Annotated in this window: 22 protein-coding genes; all 22 read right to left on the minus strand. The window is 34.3% G+C overall.

All coding sequences use genetic code 11. The features are described from left to right. Window positions 1-122: 122 nt before the first annotated feature. The 22 genes from ACFQ18_RS09140 to ACFQ18_RS09245 all read right to left on the minus strand — a co-directional run bounded on the left by ACFQ18_RS09140 (window position 123) and on the right by ACFQ18_RS09245 (window position 23,505). Complete coding sequence (locus ACFQ18_RS09140) at window positions 123-4,415, minus strand: PolC-type DNA polymerase III (protein WP_060667962.1); 4,293 nt, start codon at window positions 4,413-4,415, stop codon at window positions 123-125. Between the two features lie 304 nt (window positions 4,416-4,719). Further along, window positions 4,720-5,991: an RIP metalloprotease RseP gene (gene rseP, locus ACFQ18_RS09145; protein ID WP_145523451.1), complete on the minus strand. Its 1,272-nt coding sequence runs from the start codon at window positions 5,989-5,991 to the stop codon at window positions 4,720-4,722. Window positions 5,992-6,371: 380 nt separating this feature from the next. Further along, window positions 6,372-7,163 carry a phosphatidate cytidylyltransferase gene (locus ACFQ18_RS09150; protein ID WP_060667963.1) on the minus strand — a complete coding sequence of 264 codons (792 nt, stop codon included), beginning with the start codon at window positions 7,161-7,163 and terminating at the stop codon, window positions 6,372-6,374. Window positions 7,164-7,178: 15 nt separating this feature from the next. Then, window positions 7,179-7,937 carry an isoprenyl transferase gene (locus ACFQ18_RS09155; protein ID WP_047186075.1) on the minus strand — a complete coding sequence of 253 codons (759 nt, stop codon included), beginning with the start codon at window positions 7,935-7,937 and terminating at the stop codon, window positions 7,179-7,181. A 384-nt stretch (window positions 7,938-8,321) separates the two neighbouring features. Next, window positions 8,322-8,879 carry a ribosome recycling factor gene (gene frr, locus ACFQ18_RS09160; protein ID WP_047186074.1) on the minus strand — a complete coding sequence of 186 codons (558 nt, stop codon included), beginning with the start codon at window positions 8,877-8,879 and terminating at the stop codon, window positions 8,322-8,324. 2 nt (window positions 8,880-8,881) lie between these two features. Beyond that, window positions 8,882-9,604, minus strand: coding sequence for a UMP kinase (gene pyrH / locus ACFQ18_RS09165; RefSeq protein WP_047186073.1), 723 nt, complete (start codon window positions 9,602-9,604; stop codon window positions 8,882-8,884). Between the two features lie 107 nt (window positions 9,605-9,711). Then, the gene (gene tsf / locus ACFQ18_RS09170; RefSeq protein WP_204798236.1) at window positions 9,712-10,596 is read right to left on the minus strand and encodes a translation elongation factor Ts; all 885 of its coding nucleotides are present in this window, start codon (window positions 10,594-10,596) and stop codon (window positions 9,712-9,714) included. 197 nt (window positions 10,597-10,793) lie between these two features. Next, the gene (rpsB, locus tag ACFQ18_RS09175) at window positions 10,794-11,546 is read right to left on the minus strand and encodes a 30S ribosomal protein S2 (protein WP_047186071.1); all 753 of its coding nucleotides are present in this window, start codon (window positions 11,544-11,546) and stop codon (window positions 10,794-10,796) included. 365 nt (window positions 11,547-11,911) lie between these two features. Further along, on the minus strand, window positions 11,912-12,340 hold the full coding sequence (locus ACFQ18_RS09180; protein ID WP_204798237.1) for a DUF6115 domain-containing protein: 429 nt from the start codon (window positions 12,338-12,340) through the stop codon (window positions 11,912-11,914). Between the two features lie 133 nt (window positions 12,341-12,473). After that, window positions 12,474-13,265, minus strand: coding sequence for a FliA/WhiG family RNA polymerase sigma factor (locus ACFQ18_RS09185; RefSeq protein WP_047186069.1), 792 nt, complete (start codon window positions 13,263-13,265; stop codon window positions 12,474-12,476). Between the two features lie 42 nt (window positions 13,266-13,307). Then, window positions 13,308-13,805 (minus strand): chemotaxis protein CheD, encoded by a 498-nt coding sequence (locus tag ACFQ18_RS09190; protein WP_204798257.1) that lies wholly within the window; start codon window positions 13,803-13,805, stop codon window positions 13,308-13,310. Then, on the minus strand, window positions 13,798-14,427 hold the full coding sequence (locus tag ACFQ18_RS09195) for a chemotaxis protein CheC (RefSeq protein WP_204798238.1): 630 nt from the start codon (window positions 14,425-14,427) through the stop codon (window positions 13,798-13,800). The genes ACFQ18_RS09190 and ACFQ18_RS09195 overlap by 8 nt, the downstream gene beginning before the upstream one ends. 5 nt (window positions 14,428-14,432) lie before the next feature. Next, a complete protein-coding gene (locus tag ACFQ18_RS09200; RefSeq protein WP_047186135.1) occupies window positions 14,433-14,867 on the minus strand; it encodes a chemotaxis protein CheW in 435 nt (144 codons plus the stop codon). Between the two features lie 89 nt (window positions 14,868-14,956). Continuing rightward, window positions 14,957-16,018 (minus strand): protein-glutamate methylesterase/protein-glutamine glutaminase, encoded by a 1,062-nt coding sequence (locus ACFQ18_RS09205; RefSeq protein ID WP_204798239.1) that lies wholly within the window; start codon window positions 16,016-16,018, stop codon window positions 14,957-14,959. Continuing rightward, window positions 16,019-16,885, minus strand: a complete 867-nt coding sequence (locus ACFQ18_RS09210) for a MinD/ParA family protein (protein WP_204798240.1) — start codon at window positions 16,883-16,885, stop codon at window positions 16,019-16,021. Next, window positions 16,875-18,002, minus strand: a complete 1,128-nt coding sequence (gene flhF, locus ACFQ18_RS09215) for a flagellar biosynthesis protein FlhF (RefSeq protein ID WP_204798241.1) — start codon at window positions 18,000-18,002, stop codon at window positions 16,875-16,877. Before flhF ends, ACFQ18_RS09210 begins: the two co-directional genes overlap by 11 nt. Then, the gene (flhA, locus tag ACFQ18_RS09220; RefSeq protein ID WP_204798242.1) at window positions 17,999-20,035 is read right to left on the minus strand and encodes a flagellar biosynthesis protein FlhA; all 2,037 of its coding nucleotides are present in this window, start codon (window positions 20,033-20,035) and stop codon (window positions 17,999-18,001) included. Before flhA ends, flhF begins: the two co-directional genes overlap by 4 nt. A 17-nt stretch (window positions 20,036-20,052) precedes the next feature. Next, entirely contained in the window at window positions 20,053-21,132 is a 1,080-nt protein-coding gene (gene flhB, locus ACFQ18_RS09225) for a flagellar biosynthesis protein FlhB (RefSeq protein ID WP_204798243.1), read from the minus strand. A gap of 1 nt (window position 21,133) precedes the next feature. Next, window positions 21,134-21,910, minus strand: coding sequence for a flagellar biosynthetic protein FliR (gene fliR, locus ACFQ18_RS09230; RefSeq protein ID WP_204798244.1), 777 nt, complete (start codon window positions 21,908-21,910; stop codon window positions 21,134-21,136). Window positions 21,911-21,913: 3 nt separating this feature from the next. Further along, window positions 21,914-22,183, minus strand: a complete 270-nt coding sequence (gene fliQ / locus ACFQ18_RS09235) for a flagellar biosynthesis protein FliQ (RefSeq protein ID WP_204798245.1) — start codon at window positions 22,181-22,183, stop codon at window positions 21,914-21,916. A gap of 31 nt (window positions 22,184-22,214) precedes the next feature. Beyond that, complete coding sequence (fliP, locus tag ACFQ18_RS09240) at window positions 22,215-22,880, minus strand: flagellar type III secretion system pore protein FliP (RefSeq protein WP_204798246.1); 666 nt, start codon at window positions 22,878-22,880, stop codon at window positions 22,215-22,217. Beyond that, complete coding sequence (locus ACFQ18_RS09245) at window positions 22,873-23,505, minus strand: flagellar biosynthetic protein FliO (RefSeq protein ID WP_204798247.1); 633 nt, start codon at window positions 23,503-23,505, stop codon at window positions 22,873-22,875. Before ACFQ18_RS09245 ends, fliP begins: the two co-directional genes overlap by 8 nt. Window positions 23,506-23,516 lie beyond the last annotated feature (11 nt).

Below are 23,516 nucleotides of genomic sequence, written 5' to 3' on the forward strand. Positions count from 1 at the left end.
CCCACTCTTTTAACATTTCGTATCATTACTTACCAATAAAAATATATCATAAAAATAACATTCATGCAAGAATTAGCATTTCCTTACATTTTTTGGTACTTTTACACCAACTGTAAATATCTTTAGAATAAGGATAATTGGTTTTTTTCTGCCATACCTTCTAAACATCCTTGATTATCAAGATATTCCAAAACCGTTTTAGAGATTTTACTTCTTTCCCTAAGGTCTTCTTTAGAAAGAAACTCTCCCTCTTCTCTTGCTTTAACGATATTAATTGCTGCGTTGGTTCCTAAACCGTCAACCGCATTAAATGGAGGAATTAAACTATCCCCGTCTACTAAAAAGTCTGTAGCACTAGATTTATACAAATCTACCTTCTTAAAGGATAATCCTCTTTCACACATTTCAAGCGCCACTTCCAGTACTGTCATTAAGTTTTTCTCTTTCGGTGATGCGTCATTGCCCTTTGCAGCAATTTCATCAATTCTACTTTTAATAGCAGTTGATCCTTTGGCCATCGTTTCTAAATCAAAATCATCTGCTCTAACCGTAAAATAAGCAGCATAAAATAAAATCGGATGGTGTACTTTAAAATAGGCAATTCGAATCGCCATTAAAACATAAGCTGCCGCATGGGCTTTCGGGAACATATATTTTATCTTTTTACAAGAATCAATATACCAATCCGGCACATTATGTTTTTTCATTTCAACAATCCAATCATCCTGCAAACCTTTCCCTTTACGAACAAATTCCATAATTTTAAACGCTAAAGAAGGCTCTAACCCTTTGTGCATTAAATAAACCATGATGTCATCACGACATCCTATTACGTCAGATAGTTCACAAATACCTTCATTAATTAAATCTTGCGCATTACCTAACCACACGTCTGTACCATGGGATAAACCAGATATAATTAATAGTTCTGAGAAAGTAGATGGTTTCGTATCTTCAAGCATTTGTCGAACAAATTTTGTACCAAATTCGGGAACACCTAGTGTACCAGTTTTACAATTAATCTGTTCAGGAGTAACCCCTAATGATTCTGTACCCGAGAATATTTTCATTACTTCCTTATCATCAGTCGGGATTGTTTTCGGATCAATTCCACTTAGGTCCTGCAGCATTCTGATAACGGTCGGATCATCGTGTCCTAGTATATCTAATTTCAATAAGTTATCATGAATGGAATGGAAATCAAAGTGTGTCGTTCTCCATTCACTATTTCGGTCATCTGCCGGATATTGAATAGGCGTAAAATCATAAATCTCTTTATCATCAGGAACTACGATAATCCCACCTGGATGCTGTCCAGTTGTTCGTTTTACACCCGTACAGCCTTTTACGAGACGATCGACTTCCGTATTCTTATAAACAATATTATTATCTGAAGCATAACCTTTCACATATCCATAGGCGGTTTTTTCTGCCACCGTTCCTATTGTCCCCGCACGATAAACATAATCTACACCAAATAATTCTTTTGTATAGTTATGCGCCCTTGGCTGGTAATCACCTGAGAAGTTCAAATCAATATCTGGAACTTTATCCCCTTTGAAACCTAAAAATGTCTCAAACGGAATATCTTGTCCATCTTTTGTTAATGAACGTCCACAGTTTGGGCAAGCTTTATCCGGTAGGTCAAAACCACTACCAACTGTTCCATCATTAATAAATTCATTGTAATGACATTCCAAACAAACATAATGTGGAGGAAGTGGATTAACTTCAGTAATTTCAGTCATAGTTGCTACGAAAGAAGAACCTACAGACCCACGGGAACCTACTAAATATCCATCTTCCAAGGATTTTTTAACTAGCTTTTGAGAAATCAAATAAATAACAGCAAATCCGTTACCAATAATACTATCCAATTCTTTTTCTAATCGATCACTAACAATTTTTGGAACCGGATCGCCGTATATTTTCTTTGCACGCCCATAGGAAAGTTCTCTTATTTCTTCTTCCGCTCCTTGAATAGTTGGTGTAAATAAACCTTCTTTTATAGGAGAAATTTCTTCAATAAGGTCCGCAATCGCGTTCGTATTTGTTATAACGATTTCTTTCGCTTTTTCCTCCCCTAAAAATCGAAAACAATCTAACATTTCGACGGTTGTACGGAAAGGAGTATCTGGCAGTGTTTGCCTATTAAGGGGATTTCCCGCTTGGGCTTTAATTAAAATTTGTCTATATATTTTATCATGCTCATCCATATAATGAACGTTCCCTGTTGCAACAACAGGTTTTTCCATTCGTTCTCCTAATTTTACTAACTTCGATATAATATCGAGAATTTGTGCCTCGTTTTGTACTAATTCTTTTTCAATTAGATGAATATAATTCGTAGGTGGTTGAACTTCTATATAATCATAAAACTTAGCAACATTTTCTGCCTCTTCTTCTGATTTCTGCATCATGGTTTCAAAGACTTCCCCTTTATCACATGCAGTTCCAATTAAAAGGCCTTCCCGATATTTTTGTAACACAGATCTAGGTATTCTAGGAACACGATAGAAATAATCAATGTGAGCGAATGAAACTAATTTATAAAGATTTTTTAACCCTAACTCATTTTTAGCTAAAATCGTGCAGTGAAATGGCCTTGAACGTTGATAAGCATTTCCTTCACCCATATGGTTATTTAACTGATTATGATTAACAATCTCTTTATTAAGTAATTTTTTAACTAGTTTCCAAAGAATGTAGCCTGTTGCTTCAGCATCATAAATTGCTCGGTGATGCTGTGTTAATTCAACATCTAAATGTTTACTAATCGTGTTTAACCGGTGATTTTTTAATTCCGGTAATAGAAATCTAGCAAGTTCTAATGTATCTATAACAGGGTTTTCTGCTTCATCATATCCGATCTTTTTAAGTCCTTGATTCAAGAAGCCCATATCGAAGCTAGCATTGTGCGCAACTAAAATGGCATCACCCATCCATTCATAATAGTCTTTCAATACTTCATCAATATCAGGAGCATTTTGAACCATTTCATCAGTGATACCTGTCAGGTCAATGGTCGTTTGGGATAATGGATGATGTGGATTTGCAAAAGCTTCAAAACGATCTATAACTTCCCCGTCTTTTATTTTCACCGCTGCAAGCTCTATAATAGTGTCATAGACCGCCGAGAGTCCTGTTGTTTCTACGTCAAAAACTACATAAGTTGCTGATTCTAAGTCAATATCTTTCTCGTTATATGCAATTGGAACCCCATCATCAACTAAATTAGCTTCTACCCCATATAATACTTTTATATTATTTTTCTTTCCGGCTGCGAATGCTTCTGGGAATCCTTGTACACCGGCATGGTCTGTTATAGCTACCGCTTTATGACCCCATTTAGCCGCTTGAGATATTAAGGCTTGCGGTGAAACAACAGCATCCATTTGACTCATCATCGTATGAGCATGAAGTTCAACACGTTTCTCTCCTTCAGCAGATAAATCCTTCCTCGGTTCTACCGTAATTTCATGTATATCATTTGCCATCATCCCTAGCTCATTTGTATACATATCCGTTTGAATACTACCTCTTGCTTTAACCCACATTCCCTCTTTTACAGTTTTAAACTTATCTACATCTTCGTCCCCTTTAGAAAACATTTTAATCGTTAGAGAATCTGTATAATCAGTCGCTTTAACAATTAAAAGACTTCGTCCTGAACGTAATTCACGTATTTCGGTTGAAAAGATATACCCTTGAACAGCTACCCTGCGCTCCTCTTCAAGAATACTTTCCATTGGAATAGGGTCGTCTTGAATTTTATACCCAATCATTAAAGGTAAAGCTTCCTCTTGATTTCCCTTTTCTTTATCCCGCTTTTCTTTTTCTTTTACGGTTTTTAAAACTAACTGCTGATCTTCTAATGCTTTTTGCTCTTTAAATTTTTCAATGTCGGCCAAATTCGTTTTTACTTCTATTTCAATTGTATACATGGCCATTCCTATTTTTTTACAATAAGATTTGAAACTATCATCTAATCGTTTTTTTAATGCGTGAGCTTCCGCATCATTCCTTGCAGTTAACATAATCTTATTATTGTTTACTGTTGGCGTTTGATTTTGGACTAGGTCTTTGTAAGCAGGAGATAAATTCGTTATAGATGTAATGAAATATTCCCAGTAGCCAATAACTATATTTTCATCACAAGTTTTGTTTTCTGTATTAATTGATAATTCGACTTCAGCTATTGGTTGGAATGTTTGTTTTAGTTTTGCAATAAATACTTGATATATATAAGGAGGCAAAATATGATTTAAATGAACATAGAAATGCCATATTTTTGACTTTTTATATACTTCTAATTTCTCTAAATAACTATTAGAGAAATAATTTAACATTTTCTCATCAGTTATCTGTATTTGCTTTAATAATAAGTTCATTTTTTCTTGTTTGGATATATCCATTTTTATCCCCCTAAAAACAGGTGTTGGTAAGAAGTTGTACAAATTTAAACTGGTGATTTATTCCAAAATAGCTTGTAAATTATGCGGAACCCTTGCCAAATTCTAGACAAGGGTTCCGTTCACCATTTATTAAAGATGTCTAGCTCCAGCGCTAAAGCCGTAGTGAGACTTCCTTCACCTTATTATACGATAAAGAAGACTTGCCGACTGGTGTAACCATCGACTACCTAGCATGACCAGGCGCAGTCCATACGCTCGCTATGAAAGGACGTCGCGTTCTTAGCCTTTATGGGCGCTTACGCTTTTAAAGAAATAATCGTTGTATATCGTTCCAGGTTACTACAATCATTAGTAACATTAAGAGAGCAAATCCAATAAAGTGGAAAACTCCTTCTTTCTCCGGTGGAACAGGCTTCCCTCGAAGTTTTTCGATTCCTACAAACAATAAACGTCCACCATCAAGTGCTGGAAGTGGAACTAAGTTAACAATACCTAAGTTCACACTTAGCATAGCTGTCCACATAATTAAACTGATAAATCCACTTTGAACAACTTGATCTGTAGCGTCATAGATTCCTACCGGCCCTGAAAGAATTTCTAAAGGAACTTGACCAGTAATTAACATACCTAAATTGGTTAATACCATTTTAGTAATTGTATATGTTTGTTCAAAGCCATATTTAACCGTTCCAATCATGGATTTCTCAAAAGCTTGACGAACCCCTATTTGACCTATAGTGATAGTTTCACCTTTTTCATTTATGGCCTCTCCTTCTTTAGGTACAATATTAAGAGTCTTTTCTTCTCCATTACGAAGAACAGTCATAGATAGTTCTTCACCAGGATTTTCTCTAACTATAGTTGTAAACTCTTCCCATGTAGTAATCGTGGTATCTTCAATTTTAATAATTTCATCATTGGCCATTAAGCCCGCCTGTTCCGCGGGTGTATTAGGCTGGATTTCACCCATTTTGGCTTCGTCTACCGGAACACCATGAACTAGTCCGATGATTAAGAAAAGAATAATGGCAAGTATAAAGTTCATCATTGGACCAGCAAATAATTGCATCGCTTTTTGACCAGCACTTTTTGAAGCAAACTGGCGATCATAAGGTGCAATCTGCGTTTTTCTTTCATCCATGATAAAAAATGCCTTCCGATCAACCTTAAATACAAGTCTTTCGTCCTCGTCCATTTCGTAACCTTCGATAATTAATTCATGGTCTAGATCAACACGCTCAACTTCAATAACTCGCGCATTGGGGTGCTTTGATTTATTGTTAACGATTATTTTGTCAACTTTACCATACTCATTAAATTCAAGTCCTATATGGTGACCTGGTTTTAATTCAATAATTTCTGGATCTTCTCCAGCAACACGTACATATCCACCTGCTGGAATCAAACGGATTGTATATAATGTTTCATTTTTTGTAAATGAAAGTATTTTTGGACCAAAACCGATTGCAAATTCTCGAACAAGCATTCCTGCACGCTTAGCAAAAATCATATGTCCCCACTCATGTACAAACACAAGTAAGCCAAACATAAAGATAAACGCAATAACAGTGGTCAAAAAAAGCACATCCTTTTCCAGTCTAAATGACTTATCTTTATCTAAATAAGTTTAACTGTTTATAGAGGTTTGTTCAAGTTTAAGAAAGAGCAAAGGCGCAAGCGCCCGTTTAGCGACGTACGGACTGGACTGAGCCGTAGGAGATAAAGGAAACATGCCCCTTCATAGGGGTATGCCGACGTTGGCCGCAAAGGCCGCACTTAGTCGGCCTTCCTTTAATACTTTGAGTCGATGTTGACTTATCGTACGGAGGTGAAGGAAGTCTCGCTAGTCGCTGGGCGCTGGAGCCGGACGTGGCCTATTCTGAATAATTATCCACATGCAGCAAATTTTGTAATTTCCTAAACCATGAAACAAGCAATTTGTTGAATCTTTTGCCCTTAAAAAAATTGGATGATATGTAACAGAGGAATAACAAAAAGTAAGCTATCAAAACGATCTAATATTCCACCATGCCCTGGTAAAATTTTACCGGAATCTTTTACTCCATAAATTCGTTTCAAGGCCGATTCAACTAAATCCCCAATTTGACCGAAAATAGAAGCGATAATGGTTACCAAAATAACAGCAAGTAATGAATGTGGAAATGGTGTTATTAGGTGAAAAATAACGGAAATCACAATAGCAAGTACGATTCCTCCAAGTGCACCTTCAATAGTCTTATTCGGGCTAATGGTTGGCCATAACTTTCTTTTACCAAATGCTCGTCCAAATAAATAAGCTCCAGTATCTGTAGACCAAACAATTAAAAAGGCATAGAAAATATTTTTTAATCCAACTATACCAGAACCGTCCCTAGTTTCAATCAAGTAGTAGAATCCAATTCCAACATAGAAAGTGGCCAAAAGAATAAAGCCTGCATGATCAAATGTAAATTTATTCTTTACTAATACAGTATAAGCAAGTAATAGTAAAATAATGATTGTTACCCATTCAAATTTCGAAAAATCTGTTAACAAAAAGAGGGAGTCGCGTAATAATAAGATCCATAATAGTAGCACTGCTAATATGGGTGGAACCATATATCCCCCAATTTTTCGCATTCTTACTAATTCAAACAATGCAATTGTAGCGAGTAGATAAACAAAAAGTTCGAATGCGAAACCACCTATAATAATAAATGGGATAAAAACTATTAGTGCTAATATTGCTGTAATTGTTCGTTGCTTCATCTATTAGTCACCATCCTACAATCCACCGTATCTTCTTTGACGCTGTCGGTATTCATTTAACGCTTCGTGAAAAACTTGCTCATCAAAGTCTGGCCAAAGTACATCAGTAAACCAAAGTTCAGTGTATGCACACTGCCATAATAAGAAATTACTCAAACGTTTTTCTCCGCTAGTTCTAATTAATAAATCAGGATCACGAAAATCATTTGTGTATAAGTATCGTGAAAATATTTTTTCGTCTAAAGCTTCACTTGAGATTTTAGAAGTTTCCATATCATTTACTAAATGTTTGATTGCTTGAAGAATTTCAAACCGGCCACCATAATTTAATGCAAAATTTAATATCATGCCATCATTATTTTTTGTTTTCTCCATTGCATACTCAAAAGCATTTTTTGCATGCTTAGGTAATTCTTCTATATCGCCAATTGTGTTAATTTTCACGTTATTCTCCATAATTTCAGGTAAATATACATGTAAAAATTCTTTTGGAAGCTTCATTAAGAAATCAACTTCGCTTTTTGGTCTTTTCCAGTTTTCAGTAGAAAATGCAAATAAGGTAAGAACTTCTATGTTTGCATTTGATGCAGCCCTTACTATTTTATTAACTACATGTACGCCTTCTTTATGACCGGCAACACGCGGAAGACCTTTTTTTTCAGCCCAACGACCATTCCCATCCATAATTATAGCAACATGTTTTGGTACATTTTCTATTTTATCCTGTTTTTCATTTTTTTGTTTCTTTTTTAAAAAAGGAATTCTCATAGACATGGTTAGTCCTCCGAATATTGTTATTGCATACATCCCTTTTACTATTGTTATGAGGAAAAAAGGAAATATATTACGTACCATTAGGATATAAAATATGATAAAGGAGACTACTTCCATCAGTGGCGGTTTCCTTCATCCCCACTGATGGTTAGTCGCACTTATCGGACCTTTCCAGGCAGTAAGACTCTCACCTACCTTCTTTGTTTCCCCAGAAGCTTGAGGCGAGAGTCTTACTGCCCGTTTAGGTGGGGTAAATGGATAGTAGCTATAACTTTCTATAGTATTAACCAAAAGCAACTCGAATACAAAAGCCCCCTTATAAAAGAGGGCTTTAATTTATTTTACACTTTTTTACAAGGTTATGAAAGATTCATAACGAAAGATTTAAACTTCCATTATTTCATCTTCTTTTTCTTTAGTAAGCTGATCTATTCGTTTGATTTGATTATCTGTTTCTTTTTGAACATTATCTTGTAGACCTCTTAATTCGTCTTCAGTAAGTTCACCATTTTTTTCAAGCTTTTTCAATTGATCGTTCGTATCTCTACGTATATTTCTTACTTGAATACGGTATTCTTCTGCGTATTTTCCAACTACTTTCACTAAGTCCTTACGACGTTCTTCCGTTAATGGCGGGATACTAATTCGAATAATATTTCCATCATTTGATGGAGATAAACCTAAATCAGCTTTTTGAATAGCTTTTTCAATATCGGATAGTGCAGATTTATCATATGGAGTAATAACAAGCATTCTTGCTTCAGGTGCTGATATATTTGCAAGCTGATTAAGTGGTGTTGAGGCACCATAATAATCAACAAAAACATTGTCAAGTAGACTTGGGTTTGCTCTCCCTGCTCTTACTGTAGCTAAGCTTTTTGAGTAAGATTGAACTGCTTGATTCATTTTTTCACGCATTGAGCTCATAATCGTATCTGACATACTTATTTCCCCCTTATTATTGTTCCGATTGTTTCACCTTGAACAACTTTTTTAATATTTCCTTCTTCCGTAATAGAAAATACAATTAATGGGATATCGTTATCCATACATAATGAAGAAGCTGTAGAGTCCATTACCCCAAGGCCTTCATTTAACATTTCTAGATAAGAAAGGGTGTCATATTTCTTTGCATCCTTATTAATTTTAGGGTCATCTGTGTATACACCATCAACATTGTTTTTTGCCATTAAAATAACTTCTGCTTCAACTTCTGCAGCCCTAAGTGCTGCGGTAGTATCTGTTGAAAAATAAGGATTTCCGGTACCTGCCGCAAAAATAACAACACGTTTTTTCTCGAGATGGCGAATTGCTTTTCTTCGTATGTATGGTTCAGCGACTTGACGCATTTCAATGGATGTTTGTACGCGAGTTGGAATTCCAATTGTTTCTAATCCATCTTGTAATGCAAGTGAATTCATTACTGTAGCTAACATTCCCATATAATCAGCAGTAGCACGATCCATTCCCATTTCACTACCTACTTTTCCACGCCAAATGTTTCCACCACCAACAACAACAACTACTTCTACACCTAATTCAACCACATCTTTGACTTGGCCAGCAATAGATTGAATTACTTTAGGATCTATTCCATACCCTTGTTCTCCACTTAATGCTTCACCACTCAGTTTTAATACTATTCTTCGGTATCGTGCTGTTGTCATAATAACCTCCAAGAAAACATTTATTATATTTTATTAAACATGGTGAAATAGGGAACTTCTAAGTTCCCTATTTTTATTTTATTTTAGATGATAATCATTAACTTTGATTATTTTTTCATTTGATTCATTACTTCTTCAGCGAAGTTTTCTTCACGTTTTTCAATACCTTCGCCCACTTCATAACGTACAAATTCTTTAACGGTAGCACCTTTGTCAGCAACATATTTCTTCACTTTTTGATCTGGGTCTTTAACAAAATCTTGTTCTAACAAGCAAATTTCTTGGAAGAATTTGCCAAGGCGTCCTTCTACCATTTTTTCAACAATTTTTTCTGGTTTTCCTTCATTTAATGCTTGTTGTTTTAATACTTCGCGTTCATGATTAACTTCTTCTTCGTTAACATCATCACGTGATACATAACGAGGGCTAACCGCCGCAACGTGCATAGCGATATCTTTCCCTACTTGTTCATCATTTGTTCCTTCAAGAACAGTTAATACACCGATGCGTCCACCCATATGTAGATATGCACCAAAGACATCATCATCTGATTTAGTAAAGATAGTGAAGCGTCTTAGAGTAATCTTCTCACCAATTTTAGATACTGCAGTATTGATAAAAGTTTCTAAAGTTTCGCCTTCACCATGAAGTTTTTGTCCAAGTGCTTCTTCAACACTAGATGGTTGTTCTTTAACTATATGTTTACCAAGTTCAGATAAAAGATCTTTGAATTGATCGTTTTTTGTAACGAAGTCTGTTTCACAGTTCACTTCTAGAAGAACTGCGGTATTATTTTCCACTTCAATATGTGTTAACCCTTCAGCAGCAATACGGTCTGACTTTTTAGCAGCTTTAGCAATCCCTTTTTCACGTAGAAAGTCAATTGCTTTATCCATATCTCCATCTGTTTCTTGTAGTGCTTTTTTACAATCCATCATGCCAGCACCAGTTTTTTCACGTAATTCTTTAACCATTTTCGCAGTAATTGCCATGATTATTCCTCCATTAATTATATTAATTTTTCTTTTAAGTGCATGTTCAAAAAGGTGGATGAAAAGGGCCGAGGCCAGCTAAGAGCGCAACGTCCTAAGAAAGGCCGAAGTGTCATTTTCACCGGACTTTTTGAACAACCTTTTTAAAAAAGGTGATAAAAGGCTCTTATTCCTCTTATCACCCTCACCTTTTAAAATTACTCTTGATTTGCTACAGCTTCTTCTGCCTTTTCAACAGTTTCCGCTACTTCTGCTTCCTCTGTAACTTCACCTTGTTTCACTTCTAAGATAGCATCAGCCATTTTTGAAGTTAATAGTTTTACAGCACGGATTGCATCATCGTTTGCTGGAATTACATAATCAATTTCATCAGGATCACAGTTAGTATCTACAATTCCGATAATTGGAATGTTTAACTTATGTGCTTCAGCGATTGCAATACGTTCTTTACGAGGATCGATTACAAATAGAGCGTCTGGAAGACTCTTCATCTCTTTAATTCCACCTAGGAATTTAACAAGACGTTCTTTTTCTTTTAATAAATTTACAACTTCTTTTTTAGGTAGTACTTCAAATGTACCATCTTCTTCCATTTTCTCAATATCTTTCAAACGGTTAATACGTTTGCGGATTGTTTGGAAGTTAGTAAGCGTTCCACCTAACCAACGATGGTTAACATAGAACATTCCTGAGCGAATAGCTTCATCGCGTACAGAATCTTGAGCTTGTTTTTTCGTACCAACAAATAAAATTGTACCGCCATTTGCTGCGATATCTTTTACGAAATTGTAAGCTTCATCAACCTTTTTAACTGTTTTTTGTAGGTCAATGATATAAATACCGTTACGTTCTGTGAAAATGTATTTTTTCATTTTCGGGTTCCAACGGCGTGTCTGATGTCCGAAATGTACACCAGCTTCTAATAATTGCTTCATAGATATTGCTGACATATAAATTTCCTCCTAATGGTTTTTTTCCTCCGTTTAGATCATCTTCACATAAACACCACACAGTTGATGTGGCACCATTTATATGAATTACTAAACGTGTGTTTTTTTACTCAATATTTTTTCAACAAAACATGAGCATTTACACCAAAAATTAATATACCATATCATTCCTGCGTTATCAAGACTAATCCTATTTTTTTCGTTAGAAAGTATAAAGAAGACTTCCATCAATGGGGGGTTCCCTTCATCCCCCACTGATGATTAGTCATACTTATCGGATCTTTACGGGCAGTTCCCAAGAAGCTTGAGCTGGGATAAAAGTCTTTACCATCTGTAGAAGGCATTCTTAGGGAAAGCCATTTTTTCTAATCGTGAAAACGAATAATAAGTTCAGCCTCTGTTATCCCACAATCCAATTTTTTTGCTATATCGGCTATCGATAAACCTTGGTGATACAACTGTAATACTTTACCTTCCAATGAAGACTCTACAGAATCATTTACCTCATTAACATTCTTCAGCCATTTATCTTCTGCATCGTTCATTACAAGATTACCAACCTTTTTTTCTTTCTCAACTGCTTCAATCGGTTTATCACTCTTATTATGAGTGTACCTTATTAGATCATTTTGTAAACGGTCATTTTCCTTTTTTATCTCTTGTAAATACTCTTCAAATAATTGTGCAATTTCATTTGTATCTTCTTTTTTTTGTAATTGTTTATTTAACATATAAATTGCATAGATTGATATGATATGAAGTAAAAAGCTAATAATTAGCAAAAATGAAACCATAAAAATCCCTTTCTGTTTAAACATTTTGAGTCAATTCAAGAATCCATTACAATAAAGAAGACTTCCACCAGTGGAATTTTCCTTTATCTCCCACCTATCTTCCTTACTTCCCTAGAAGCTTGTGGTGTGAGTCTTACTGCCCGTTTACATGGGATAAATATTTTAATTTATTTAACGTTTTTCGTAATTTAACTATTGCTTTTTTATGAATTTGGGATATACGAGAAGTCGTTAACTCAAGAACCTGTCCGATTTCAGTTAATGATAATTCGTCAAAATAAAATAGACTAATTACTAGCTGCTCTTTTTCATTTAATTCTTTTATTCCTTCTTTTAACTCTTTTTCTAATTCCTTTTGTAGAATTTTAGACTCGGGTGATTGTGAAGAATCATCTGCAATCGAATACCCAATTCCCGTTTCTTGAACATAATCTGTTTTTGATTTTTCCTCAATAGATAAAATATTAGAAAATAGTGAGTCTTTTATCGTATTTTCTACTTCCTCAACAGTTAATCCTGAATACTTAGCAATTTCCTCTGGATTCGGAGATCGTTGGTACTTTTGTTCGAGACTTTGAGTAGCTTGATCTACTTTCTTAACTTTATCTCTTAACGATCTAGGTAGCCAGTCCTCTTTTCTTAATCCATCGATAATAGATCCGCGAATCCGAATAGAGGCATATGTATCGAATTTCAAATCCCGATTTGGTTCAAACTTTTTTAAAGCATCGTATAATCCAATGAAACCAAGGCTTTTAATATCTTCTTTATTAATACTTTTAGGAAGATGAATACACATTCTCTCAACATGAAAATGAACTAAATACTCGTAGTGATGAATCAACTCATTTGCGTTCTTACTATTTTTATCGTTTATCCAGTTATTCCATAAATCTTGTTCAAGAGAAGATGGATTATGATACATAGTTTTAAACTCCCCTTTTACGAGTTCCCCTTTATCTTTTAATTATATAAACACTGTTTCCTGATTCACTTTTCGGACTTTCAACTGACAACTAACTAGGTCAAACTCTATCGTTCTTCCAACATTTCCGCCAACATCAGATGAAATAATCGGTATGTTAAAATGAGTAAGTTGTTCTTTAACCGCTTCGATATTTCGTGCGCCAATTCTCATTGTTTTGGAATTACTTGCGAATTGAAACATTTGTGCTCCTCCGGCCATTTTTGCTTTAAGGGCATATTTTCGAGCCCCATTAGCTAGTAATTTCCCAATTAATATAGGAACAGCAGTATCTGCATACTTATATTTATTGAAATCACTTTGCTGCGTTAAACTTGATTCTGGCAACAATACATGTGCAAGACCGGCTATTTTTTTAGAACTATCATATATAACGACACCAACACAAGAACCCAGTCCAGCTGTACGGATAATATCTGGTGATGTAACGATATTTAAATCAGCAATCCCAACTTTAACTATTTTCTTCTCTTTAATCATTGTCAATACCTAAAGCTTCAAATAATTTACTTAATGATTCGGGTTCTGGTAATAGAAAAAAATGACCCTGAATATTTTCTGAAGCATCACTTAATATGCTAGTATTAATGACAATCGCATAATCAGAAACCTCAGAAATCTCTAGTAATCCTGCGGTTAATACTGCGCCAGCCATATCGAAACTTAAATAAGGGATGGAGGGATGCATATTATATTTAATAAAGTCTGATAATGCGGATAGATAAGAACCGATTACAATATTTCCAGTTTCTTTAAGCGCGGACATTGCTAATTCATTATGATACAGGTCGTTCATTAGGGTGAAATCCTTGTTACCTGTCAAATCTTGAATTAAACTTTCCGCTTCATCGACAGAAAGTATAAAATAAACTGTACACGGAAATTCATCCTTAATTTGAAAAACAATCGCAACTATTAATTCCTCTGGGCCGCCTATTATTTCCATCATGTCATTGTAATCCACTATGCTAACTGATGGAACATTCATATCAATTTTCCTATCAAGTAAGATAGACATAGATGTGGCAGCATTTCCAGCTCCTATATTTCCAACTTCACGTAGAGCGTCTAATTGCATTCCTGATAAATTTGAATACTCCATACTTACTACCCTTCCACTATTTCTTCTAGTGCTTCAAGACTTAATACTTTATGTAAATCCAATAATATAAATAAACGATTATCTATTTTTGCTACTCCTTCAATATAATTCACATCAATAGAACCAATAACCTCTGGATTTACCTCAATCATATTTTCAGGAATGTCTATTACATCATTTGCAGAATCCACAATTAGACCTACTTCCATTCCATTTATGTAGACTATAAGAATTCGAGTTGCATCAGTAATTTCTGCCTCTTCAAAACCAAATCTTAAACGCAAGTCAATAATTGGAGTAACGACACCTCGTAAATTAATAACACCTTTCACATGTTCGGGAGTTTGTGGAACTCTAGTAATAGGAATCATCCTTTCAATCGAACCTATCCCCTGAACACTAACCGCATATTCCTCTTCTTTTAACTGAAATACAATCATTTTTCTTACCTTTGAATTAGACACGGTAAATTTCCCCTTTTATACATATATAATTTTATATAAGACTAGCAAACTTCCTAAGGGCTGCTTTATTCCATTCCTTTTTGTAGGTCTAGTAATTTCTTCCCAATTTCATTTATTGGTAAAATAAAATTCGCCTTTTTCGAATTGACAACCGCTTTTGGCATTCCATAAATAATTGCTGTTTCTTCTGATTCTGCAATAACTACAGTATTTTCGTTCACTTCTTTTAATTTTAGAATTCCTTTCGTTCCGTCACTTCCCATCCCGGTCAAAATAACTGCAATTTTAGCGATATCTTCTATTTCAGCAAGTGATTCAAATAAAATATCAACGGATGGGCGATGTCCATTTCTTGGAGAATCCTCAGACAATTGAATAGTTAATATTTCTCCTCTTTTTCTGATTCTCATATGTTGGTTACCAGGTGCAATATATACTGTTTTTGACCTTACTTGTTCTCCATCTTCTGCCTCTTTGACATAGATATCGTTATTCATATTAAGTCTCTTAGCAAGCGACTTAGTAAAACCCGCTGGCATATGCTGTACAATAAAAATAGGAAAAGAATAATTACCAGGTATACTACTTATTACTTGCGCCAATGCCCTTGGACCCCCGGTAGATGAACCGATAGCAACAACGGTCTTTTTATCAAAGTACTTATTTGGCGGTTTTTCTATAGTTGAAACCTTTTTTTCAATTTCTATTTTCTTAATATCTATTTTTCTGATGGATGCAGCAGCAACTACTTTCGAGATTATTTCATTTTTGATAGAGTCCATATTTAAAGAAATAGGACCTGAGGGCTTTGTAATGAAATCCACAGCACCTTTTGCCATTGCCTCTAAGACTCGAGATCTATTATCTTCTGTCTCCCCACTTAACATAATGACTGGTATGGGTTTTTTTTCCATTAATACTTCCAAAGTCTGAATTCCATCCATAATTGGCATTTGGACATCCATTGTGACAACATCTGGAGAAAACTGTTTAATTTTCTTAATCCCATCTGTACCGTTCCTTGCAGTAGATATAACATCGATTCTTTCATCACTTGATAAAATATCTGTAATTATTTTTCTCATAAATGCAGAATCATCAATAACAATGACTCGAATCTGCTCCATTTATTCTACCTCTCTAATCAGTAGTTGTTTTAGCTTTTGTATAAATTTTGGATGTATCGAATTTAATGTAAACGTGTTATTTAAATAATTAGCCGTTATTTGCTTTAACGCTTTCGTAATTGGTAATTTTTCATTAAAAATATAAGGCTCTTGATGGACAACAGCCAATGTGACAGCTTTATCTTCTGGTAGAATCCCCATTTTTGAGATGTCTACCTGCAAAAATTGTTGAATTACTTTTCTAAATTGCTCTAACATTTGTTCTCCATTTTTTTGCGATGGACATCGATTCATAATAACTCTTATTGGCATTCTACCCTGATTATTGATGATTTGTTTAATCATACTGTAAGCATCCGTAATAGAGGTGGGCTCGGGCGTTGTAACAACAATACACTCATCCGCTGCCAAAATAAAAAACAAACTATCTGAATGTATCCCTGCCCCCATATCAAAAATGATATAATCATAACTATGAATAAGTTCGTTATATTGATTAATAAAAAATTGTTTCTTTTGATCGTTTAATGTGAAAAGCTCATTTAATCCAGATCCCCCTGCAATAAATGCTAGACCGTTTTCGTGGATCTCGATAATACTATGAATGGAGTCATTACCATTAAACATATCATTGATATTCTTTTTTGCTGATCTCCCCAATAATATTTCAATATTTCCCATCCCTACATCTAAATCAAATATTAATACTTTTTTTCCGTTGTAAATTAAATCCAATGCAAAGTTAACAGCAAAATTAGATTTGCCTACTCCGCCTTTACCACTTATGATACAAATAGTCTTTGCCTGCTTCGGATTATTTAACTTTTCTATTTTTCTTCTTAGTTGAGTAGCTTGGTCATTCTTCATTGTATTCCCCTACAATCCATTCAGCTATTCTTTGCGGTTTTCCTTCCAAAATATCATTTGGAACATCTTGACCATTCGTCATGTATGCAATCCCAACTTCTTTTTCCATACAAATATTCAAAAGACTTCCAAATTGCCTTGTCTCGTCTAATTTTGTGAAAATGACTTCTTTCATTGGTATATGTTGAAACTGATCATATATTTCTAATATATCTTTTGGTTTAGCCGTTAACGATAAGACTAAAAAAGTATCCATTTCTATATTGGCATCTAGATTATTTAATAAATCCTTCACATATTTTTCTTCTCTGAAATTTCTACCAGCTGTATCGACTAGAATCGTATCATAAGAATCAAACTTATTAATTGCATGTTTATAATCTTCCGCTGTATAAGCTACCTCTAAGGGAACATGAAGAATTTGTGCATATGTTTTTAATTGTTCTACTGCCGCAATCCGATACGTATCCATCGTAATGAATGCAACCTTTTTCTTTTCCTTTAATACGAGGTTGGAGGCAATCTTAGCTAAGGTTGTAGTCTTACCTACACCGGTTGGTCCAATAAATTGAAATATTTTTTTACCTGTAGTTATCCCATTAAATGAATACTTTTGAAGTGACTTCGTTATGGTTCTTTTAAACCCTTCTAAGATTTGGTTATTTGTTAAGTTTTTATCTTGATGTTGATCTAACATGGTATCGATTATATTTTTTGCAAATTGGGCCTTGACCTCTTGATTAAGTAAATGTTGATAAAGTAGTTCATATTCGATTGGATAGCTGTCGGCATTTTGATTTCTAGATTGTAATTCAACAAACTTCCTTACCTGTTGGATTTCATGTAAAACATCCTGATCCGAAGAATTCTTCCTGTTATTAACAGATTCTTGTTGTGTCGATGAAGGCATTTCTATCTTTACTTGATTCGACTGATTCGTTATTGGGTCAGGATCTAGTCCTACAATGACTTCTATCTTCTTTTTTTTAAAGAAGCCTAAAAATCCTCCCTGAAGTACTTCCCTAGAATTTAAAATAACAGCATCTGTACCTAATTCTTTTCGTATTTGTTTCATTGCTTCTGCTATATTTGGCGCGATATATTTTCTTATTTTCATGCGACATTCACCACTCCAACACTTTGAACTTGAACATTCGGTTCTAATTCGTTATAAGATAATATTACGACATGAGGTAGAAATCGATCTAATAATTGTTTAAGGTACATACGTATGGCTGGTGAGCAAAGGACAATAGCTGTTTCTTCCTGAAGTAATAATTTCTCCACTTGTTCATGAATAGAAGAAATAATGTTTTGTTGTGTTTCAGGATCTAATGACAAATAATTTCCATGCTCTGTTTGTTTGATATGCTCGGCAATTGTTTTTTCTACTTTTCCAGATACAGTAACAACATTTAACGACATATCTTCTTTTGTATATTGTTTTGTAATTTGAACGGAAAGAGATTGTCTGACATATTCTCCTAATAATTCCGTATCATTCGTCATTTTAGAGAAATCTGCCAGTGTTTCAAATATAATAGGTAAATTCCGTATCGAAATATTTTCCCTTAATAATTTAGCAAGAACCTTTTGCACTTCCCCTACTGATAGTGGGTCTGGTGTAACTTCCTCCACCAATATTGGATAACTTTCTTTCAAATGATCGATTAATTGTTTTGTTTCTTGTCTTCCAAGCAATATATGAGCATGTTGTTTGATTACTTCTGTAATATGTGTGGACACAACGGAAGGAGGATCTACGACTGTATAACCCGATAATTCAGCCTCATCTTTTAACTCTTCACTAATCCATTTTGCTGGAAGACCAAATGCAGGCTCTTTTGTATCAATTCCTTCCAGGCCATCTTCCTCATCAATTCCGGGTGCCATTGCCAAGTAATGATCCAATAATACTTCGCCAGTTGCCACTTCATTCCCCTTAATTTTCAATCGATATTCATTCGGTGCTAATTGAATATTGTCACGTATCCGAACAACCGGGATAACAATTCCTAACTCCAAAGCAAGTTGTTTACGAATCATGACAATTCGATCAAGTAAATCTCCACCTTGATTTGCATCAGCTAAAGGAATGAGGGCATAACCAAATTCAAATTCAATTTGATCCATACTTAACAGATTCATTACATTCTCTGGGGTTTTCATCTCGTTACTTTCTACTTGAACATCTTCTTCTACATCTGGAATTTCCATTTCCTTTGTTTGATTTTCTAAAACATATCCACTACCAGCTAACAAAATTGCAATGATTGTTGTCAGAAAAAAGTTAATTGGAGTCAAACCTAATAAAAAGATAGCTCCAGCTGCTATGTATAATAATTTCGGATATTGAAATAACTGAGTTGTTACCTCTGAACCTAAATTATCTTTCCCTCCAGAACGGGTCACTATAATTCCTGTTGCGGTAGATATCAATAATGCAGGTATTTGACTAACTAATCCATCCCCAACAGTAAGGCGCGTAAATGTATTGATCGCTTCGTTGAATGGCATACCCATTTGAACGATTCCAATAATAATACCGAATAAGATATTTATAATAACGATAATGATTCCAGCAATTGCGTCCCCTTTTACAAATTTACTAGCTCCATCCATGGATCCATGGAAGTCTGCTTCTTTTTCAACTTGTTCCCGTCTCTCTTTTGCTTCTTTTTCCGAAATGAGCCCGGCATTTAAGTCTGCGTCTATACTCATTTGTTTTCCCGGCATGGCATCAAGAGAAAAACGTGCAGCAACCTCTGAAACACGTTCAGATCCTTTTGTAATAACTAGAAAATTAATAATTACTAAGATAATGAAAACAACAAAACCGACGAGAGGATTACCCCCAATAACGAATGATCCAAACGTATCGACAACTCCTCCTGCTTCACCTTCAGATAAGATAGATCTAGTTGTAGAAACATTCAAAGCTAAACGAAATAAGGTTAATAATAAGAGTAATGTTGGAAAGACAGAAAACTCTAACGTGGACTTTGTATTCATAGCAACTAATATGACAATTAGGGATAATGAAATATTTAATAGAAGAAGTACACTTAATAGACCACCAGGTAAAGGTACTACTAACATAACAATAATAACTATTACACCTATTAATACGGATAAATCTCTAACTTTCACGATGGTCTCTCCTCAAATTAAACATTTTTTTCTACTCGATACACATAAGCTAATATTTCTGCAATAGCTTGATAGAACGCTTCGGGTATGACATCCCCAACATCAATCACTTTATATAAGGATCGTGCTAATGGTTTGTTTTCAACCATATATATATTATTTTCCTTCGCGATTTCTTTAATTTTTAATGCCGCTTGATCTGTTCCTTTTGCTAAGACATATGGTGCTGTTGCAATTTTTTCATCATACTTAATTGCAATTGCAAAATGAGTTGGGTTCGTAATAATTACATCCGCGTTTGGTACTTCACTCATCATTCTTCGGGTCGCCATCTCTCTTTGAATGGCTTTCCTTTTAGATTTAATTAAAGGGTCCCCTTCCATATTTTTATACTCGTCCTTGATATCTTGTTTTGACATTCTCATATTTTTTTCGTAATCAAATCTTTGGTATGCATAGTCAAATATGGACAAAAACAATAATGCGATAATTGCTGCAATCGCCATTGTCATCGTAACTTTAGAGAAAAAAGTTAATGCACCATTAGCATTTAAAAATGCGGTCATTAGCATATCATCTTTATAAATCCAAATGATAAAAAAAGTAATAGAACCAATGAATGTTATTTTCAATAATGATTTTAGTAATTCGACTAGTGCTCTAATGGAAAAGATACGTTTTGCACCTTGAACAGGGTCTATTTTTTTTAGGTCAAATTTCAGTGGCTCTGTTGTAAATAAAAACCCAACTTGTGATAGATTTGCAACTAATCCACCAATTAAACCTAGTACCATTATAGGAGCAACTATTTTTCCTGCTTCTAGAACGACACCAGTAAATAATCGTTGTGTCGTTCCTTCTGTAATGTTCCAATTAATTAATTCTGTAAAAGTATACTCGTATAAATTCAACATTTGACCTAACATGTAATTACCAAAAACAATTAAACCAATTATACAAAACAACAATAGTAGGGCTGTGTTAACGTCCTGACTTTTAGAAACTTTACCTTTTTTTCTTTGATCTTGTCTTTTTTTCGGAGTGGCTTTTTCCGTTTTTTCTCCTGCGAAAAATTGTAAGTCTAATTTCATTTGCAAACTAGCCACCCCCAAATAATTTCATGAGATTCCTCATGGTAATGAACATTAATTCGAATAATTTTTTAGCGAGTGTGTAGTATAAGCTTAAAAACACAAAAATAGCAATAATACTAACAAGGATCTTTAATGGAAGTCCGACTACAAATACATTAAGCTGCGGCACAGCCCTTGCAATAATTCCCAATGCTATATCTACTAAAAATAAACAACCCACGATGGGAATAGCCATTTGGAAGGCAATGAGAAACATTGTATTAAAACTATCAATTACAAAATCTGCTATCGATTTATTAGCAAATGGAATAAATTGATCGATAGCGATAAATTCATAACTATTTACTATCCCATCAATAATCAGATAATGACCGTTTACGGATAATAAAAAAAGGAGTGATACAATATTTAAAAATTGCCCGGTTAAAGGACTCTGAGCACCTGTCTGTGGATCCATCACATTGGCAATAGCGAATCCCATTTGAAAATCAATAAATCCCCCAGCAACCTGTACAGCAGAAATAATAATAAAAGCAATTAGACCAATTAATAAACCGACCAAAACCTCTTTCATTAATAAAAATACATACGTATGATCCATTATGATAGTAGGACTATCTACTGTATAAGACATAATTAACGCTAAAAAGAAACTAAATCCAAGCTTAAATGGCAAAGGTATAGTTCGGTAAGAAAACAATGGCATCGTTACAAAAAAAGAAAAAACACGTGCAAATAAAAGCAATAATATTGGGAAACTAACTATAGATTCTCCTAACATACATTACCCTGCAAACTGATTTAAGTTTTGGAAAATATTAACAGTAAAATCAACGATTAGATTAAGCATCCATGGACCAAAAAAAATTAATCCTACTAATACTGCTACGATTTTAGGAACGAATGCCAAGGTTTGTTCTTGAATTTGCGTAGTTGCTTGAAAAATACTGATAATTAGCCCAACTGCAACAGCCAAAATCAATAACGGTCCTGCGATTAGTAATAAAGTATATATTGCATTTTCTGCCAATGATATTACATGTTCACTGCTCATTCTTCTGTGCCTCTTTCAATGTAAATTACTCTTAAAAACTTTGTAGCAATGAATTCGTAATTAAATACCATCCATCTACAAGTACAAATAATAAGATTTTAAACGGTAAGGAAATCATTACTGGTGGCAGCATCATCATTCCCATCGACATTAAAATACTAGCTACTGCCATATCAATAATTAGAAATGGAATAAAAATCATAAAGCCCATTTGAAAAGCTGTTTTTAACTCACTGATGGCAAACGCCGGTACTAAAGTCGTAAGGGGAATCTCCTTTATACTCTCAGGTCTTTCTGCATTTGTATAATTTAAAAATAATGCTAAATCTTTCTGCCTTGTCTGTTTTGCCATAAATTCCTTTAATGGCATACTAGCTTTCGTGTATGCTTCATCTAATGTTATTTCCTCATTAAATAAAGGTTCTAAAGCATCTTCATAAACTACATTAAAAGTCGGTGCCATAATAAAAAAAGTTAAAAATAATGCAATCCCAATTAATACTTGATTTGGTGGCATTTGTTGGGTCGCAAGTGATGTTCGGACAAAGGACAAAACAATAATAATTCTAGTAAAACTAGTCATTAATATTAATATTGCCGGTGCTAGGGATAAAACAGTTAATAATAAAATTAGCTTTACTGATGTAGCAACATTCGTCGGGTCAGAACTTGAAAACATATCTATAAAATTACTCATGTTTATCTTCCTTTTGATTATGGATCAAGTCATTTCGATTTTGTTTCAATTTTTCAAGTTCATTTGAAAATAATCTTTTAAAATCTTTTTTATTATTGGTATTGGCCCCGTAAGATCTGAATGATGGTAACAACGAACGAGCCATATTGTCGTTCGTTACATTCATATTGTTTATTAATTCTTGTTTTATTTCTTCATCTGTAATTTCTTCTAACAAATTGATATCGTCACCTACACCAATTACATATACTTTAGGTCCTACTCGAATAATTTGGATTGATTTACTTTGTCCTAACGATATACCACCTAAGTTTTCTACCATTTTTCCTTTTGGAGTTAATTTGTTCCGCTGATTTAAAAACTTTAACACAATGTAAATAAGGGCTATTACAAGAATTAATGCAAAAACCATTTTTATTAAATCAAACAGAACTAATCCCTGATTAGAATCCTCCGAAAATATCTTTTCATTTTCTGGAGGTTCTACGTTTCTATTCTCTTCATCACAATTCTCTTCAGCTATACAGTCCATTACGCTATCAGGAGATGCGATAACATCCATTGGAGATGCAGTAGTAAAATATATAAAACAAACTAGAAAACCATATAGGAAATTTTTACCCAACTTGCTCACTC

It is taken from the genome of Oceanobacillus caeni, from assembly GCF_042678465.1.
GTDB lineage: Bacteria > Bacillota > Bacilli > Bacillales > Amphibacillaceae > Oceanobacillus > Oceanobacillus caeni.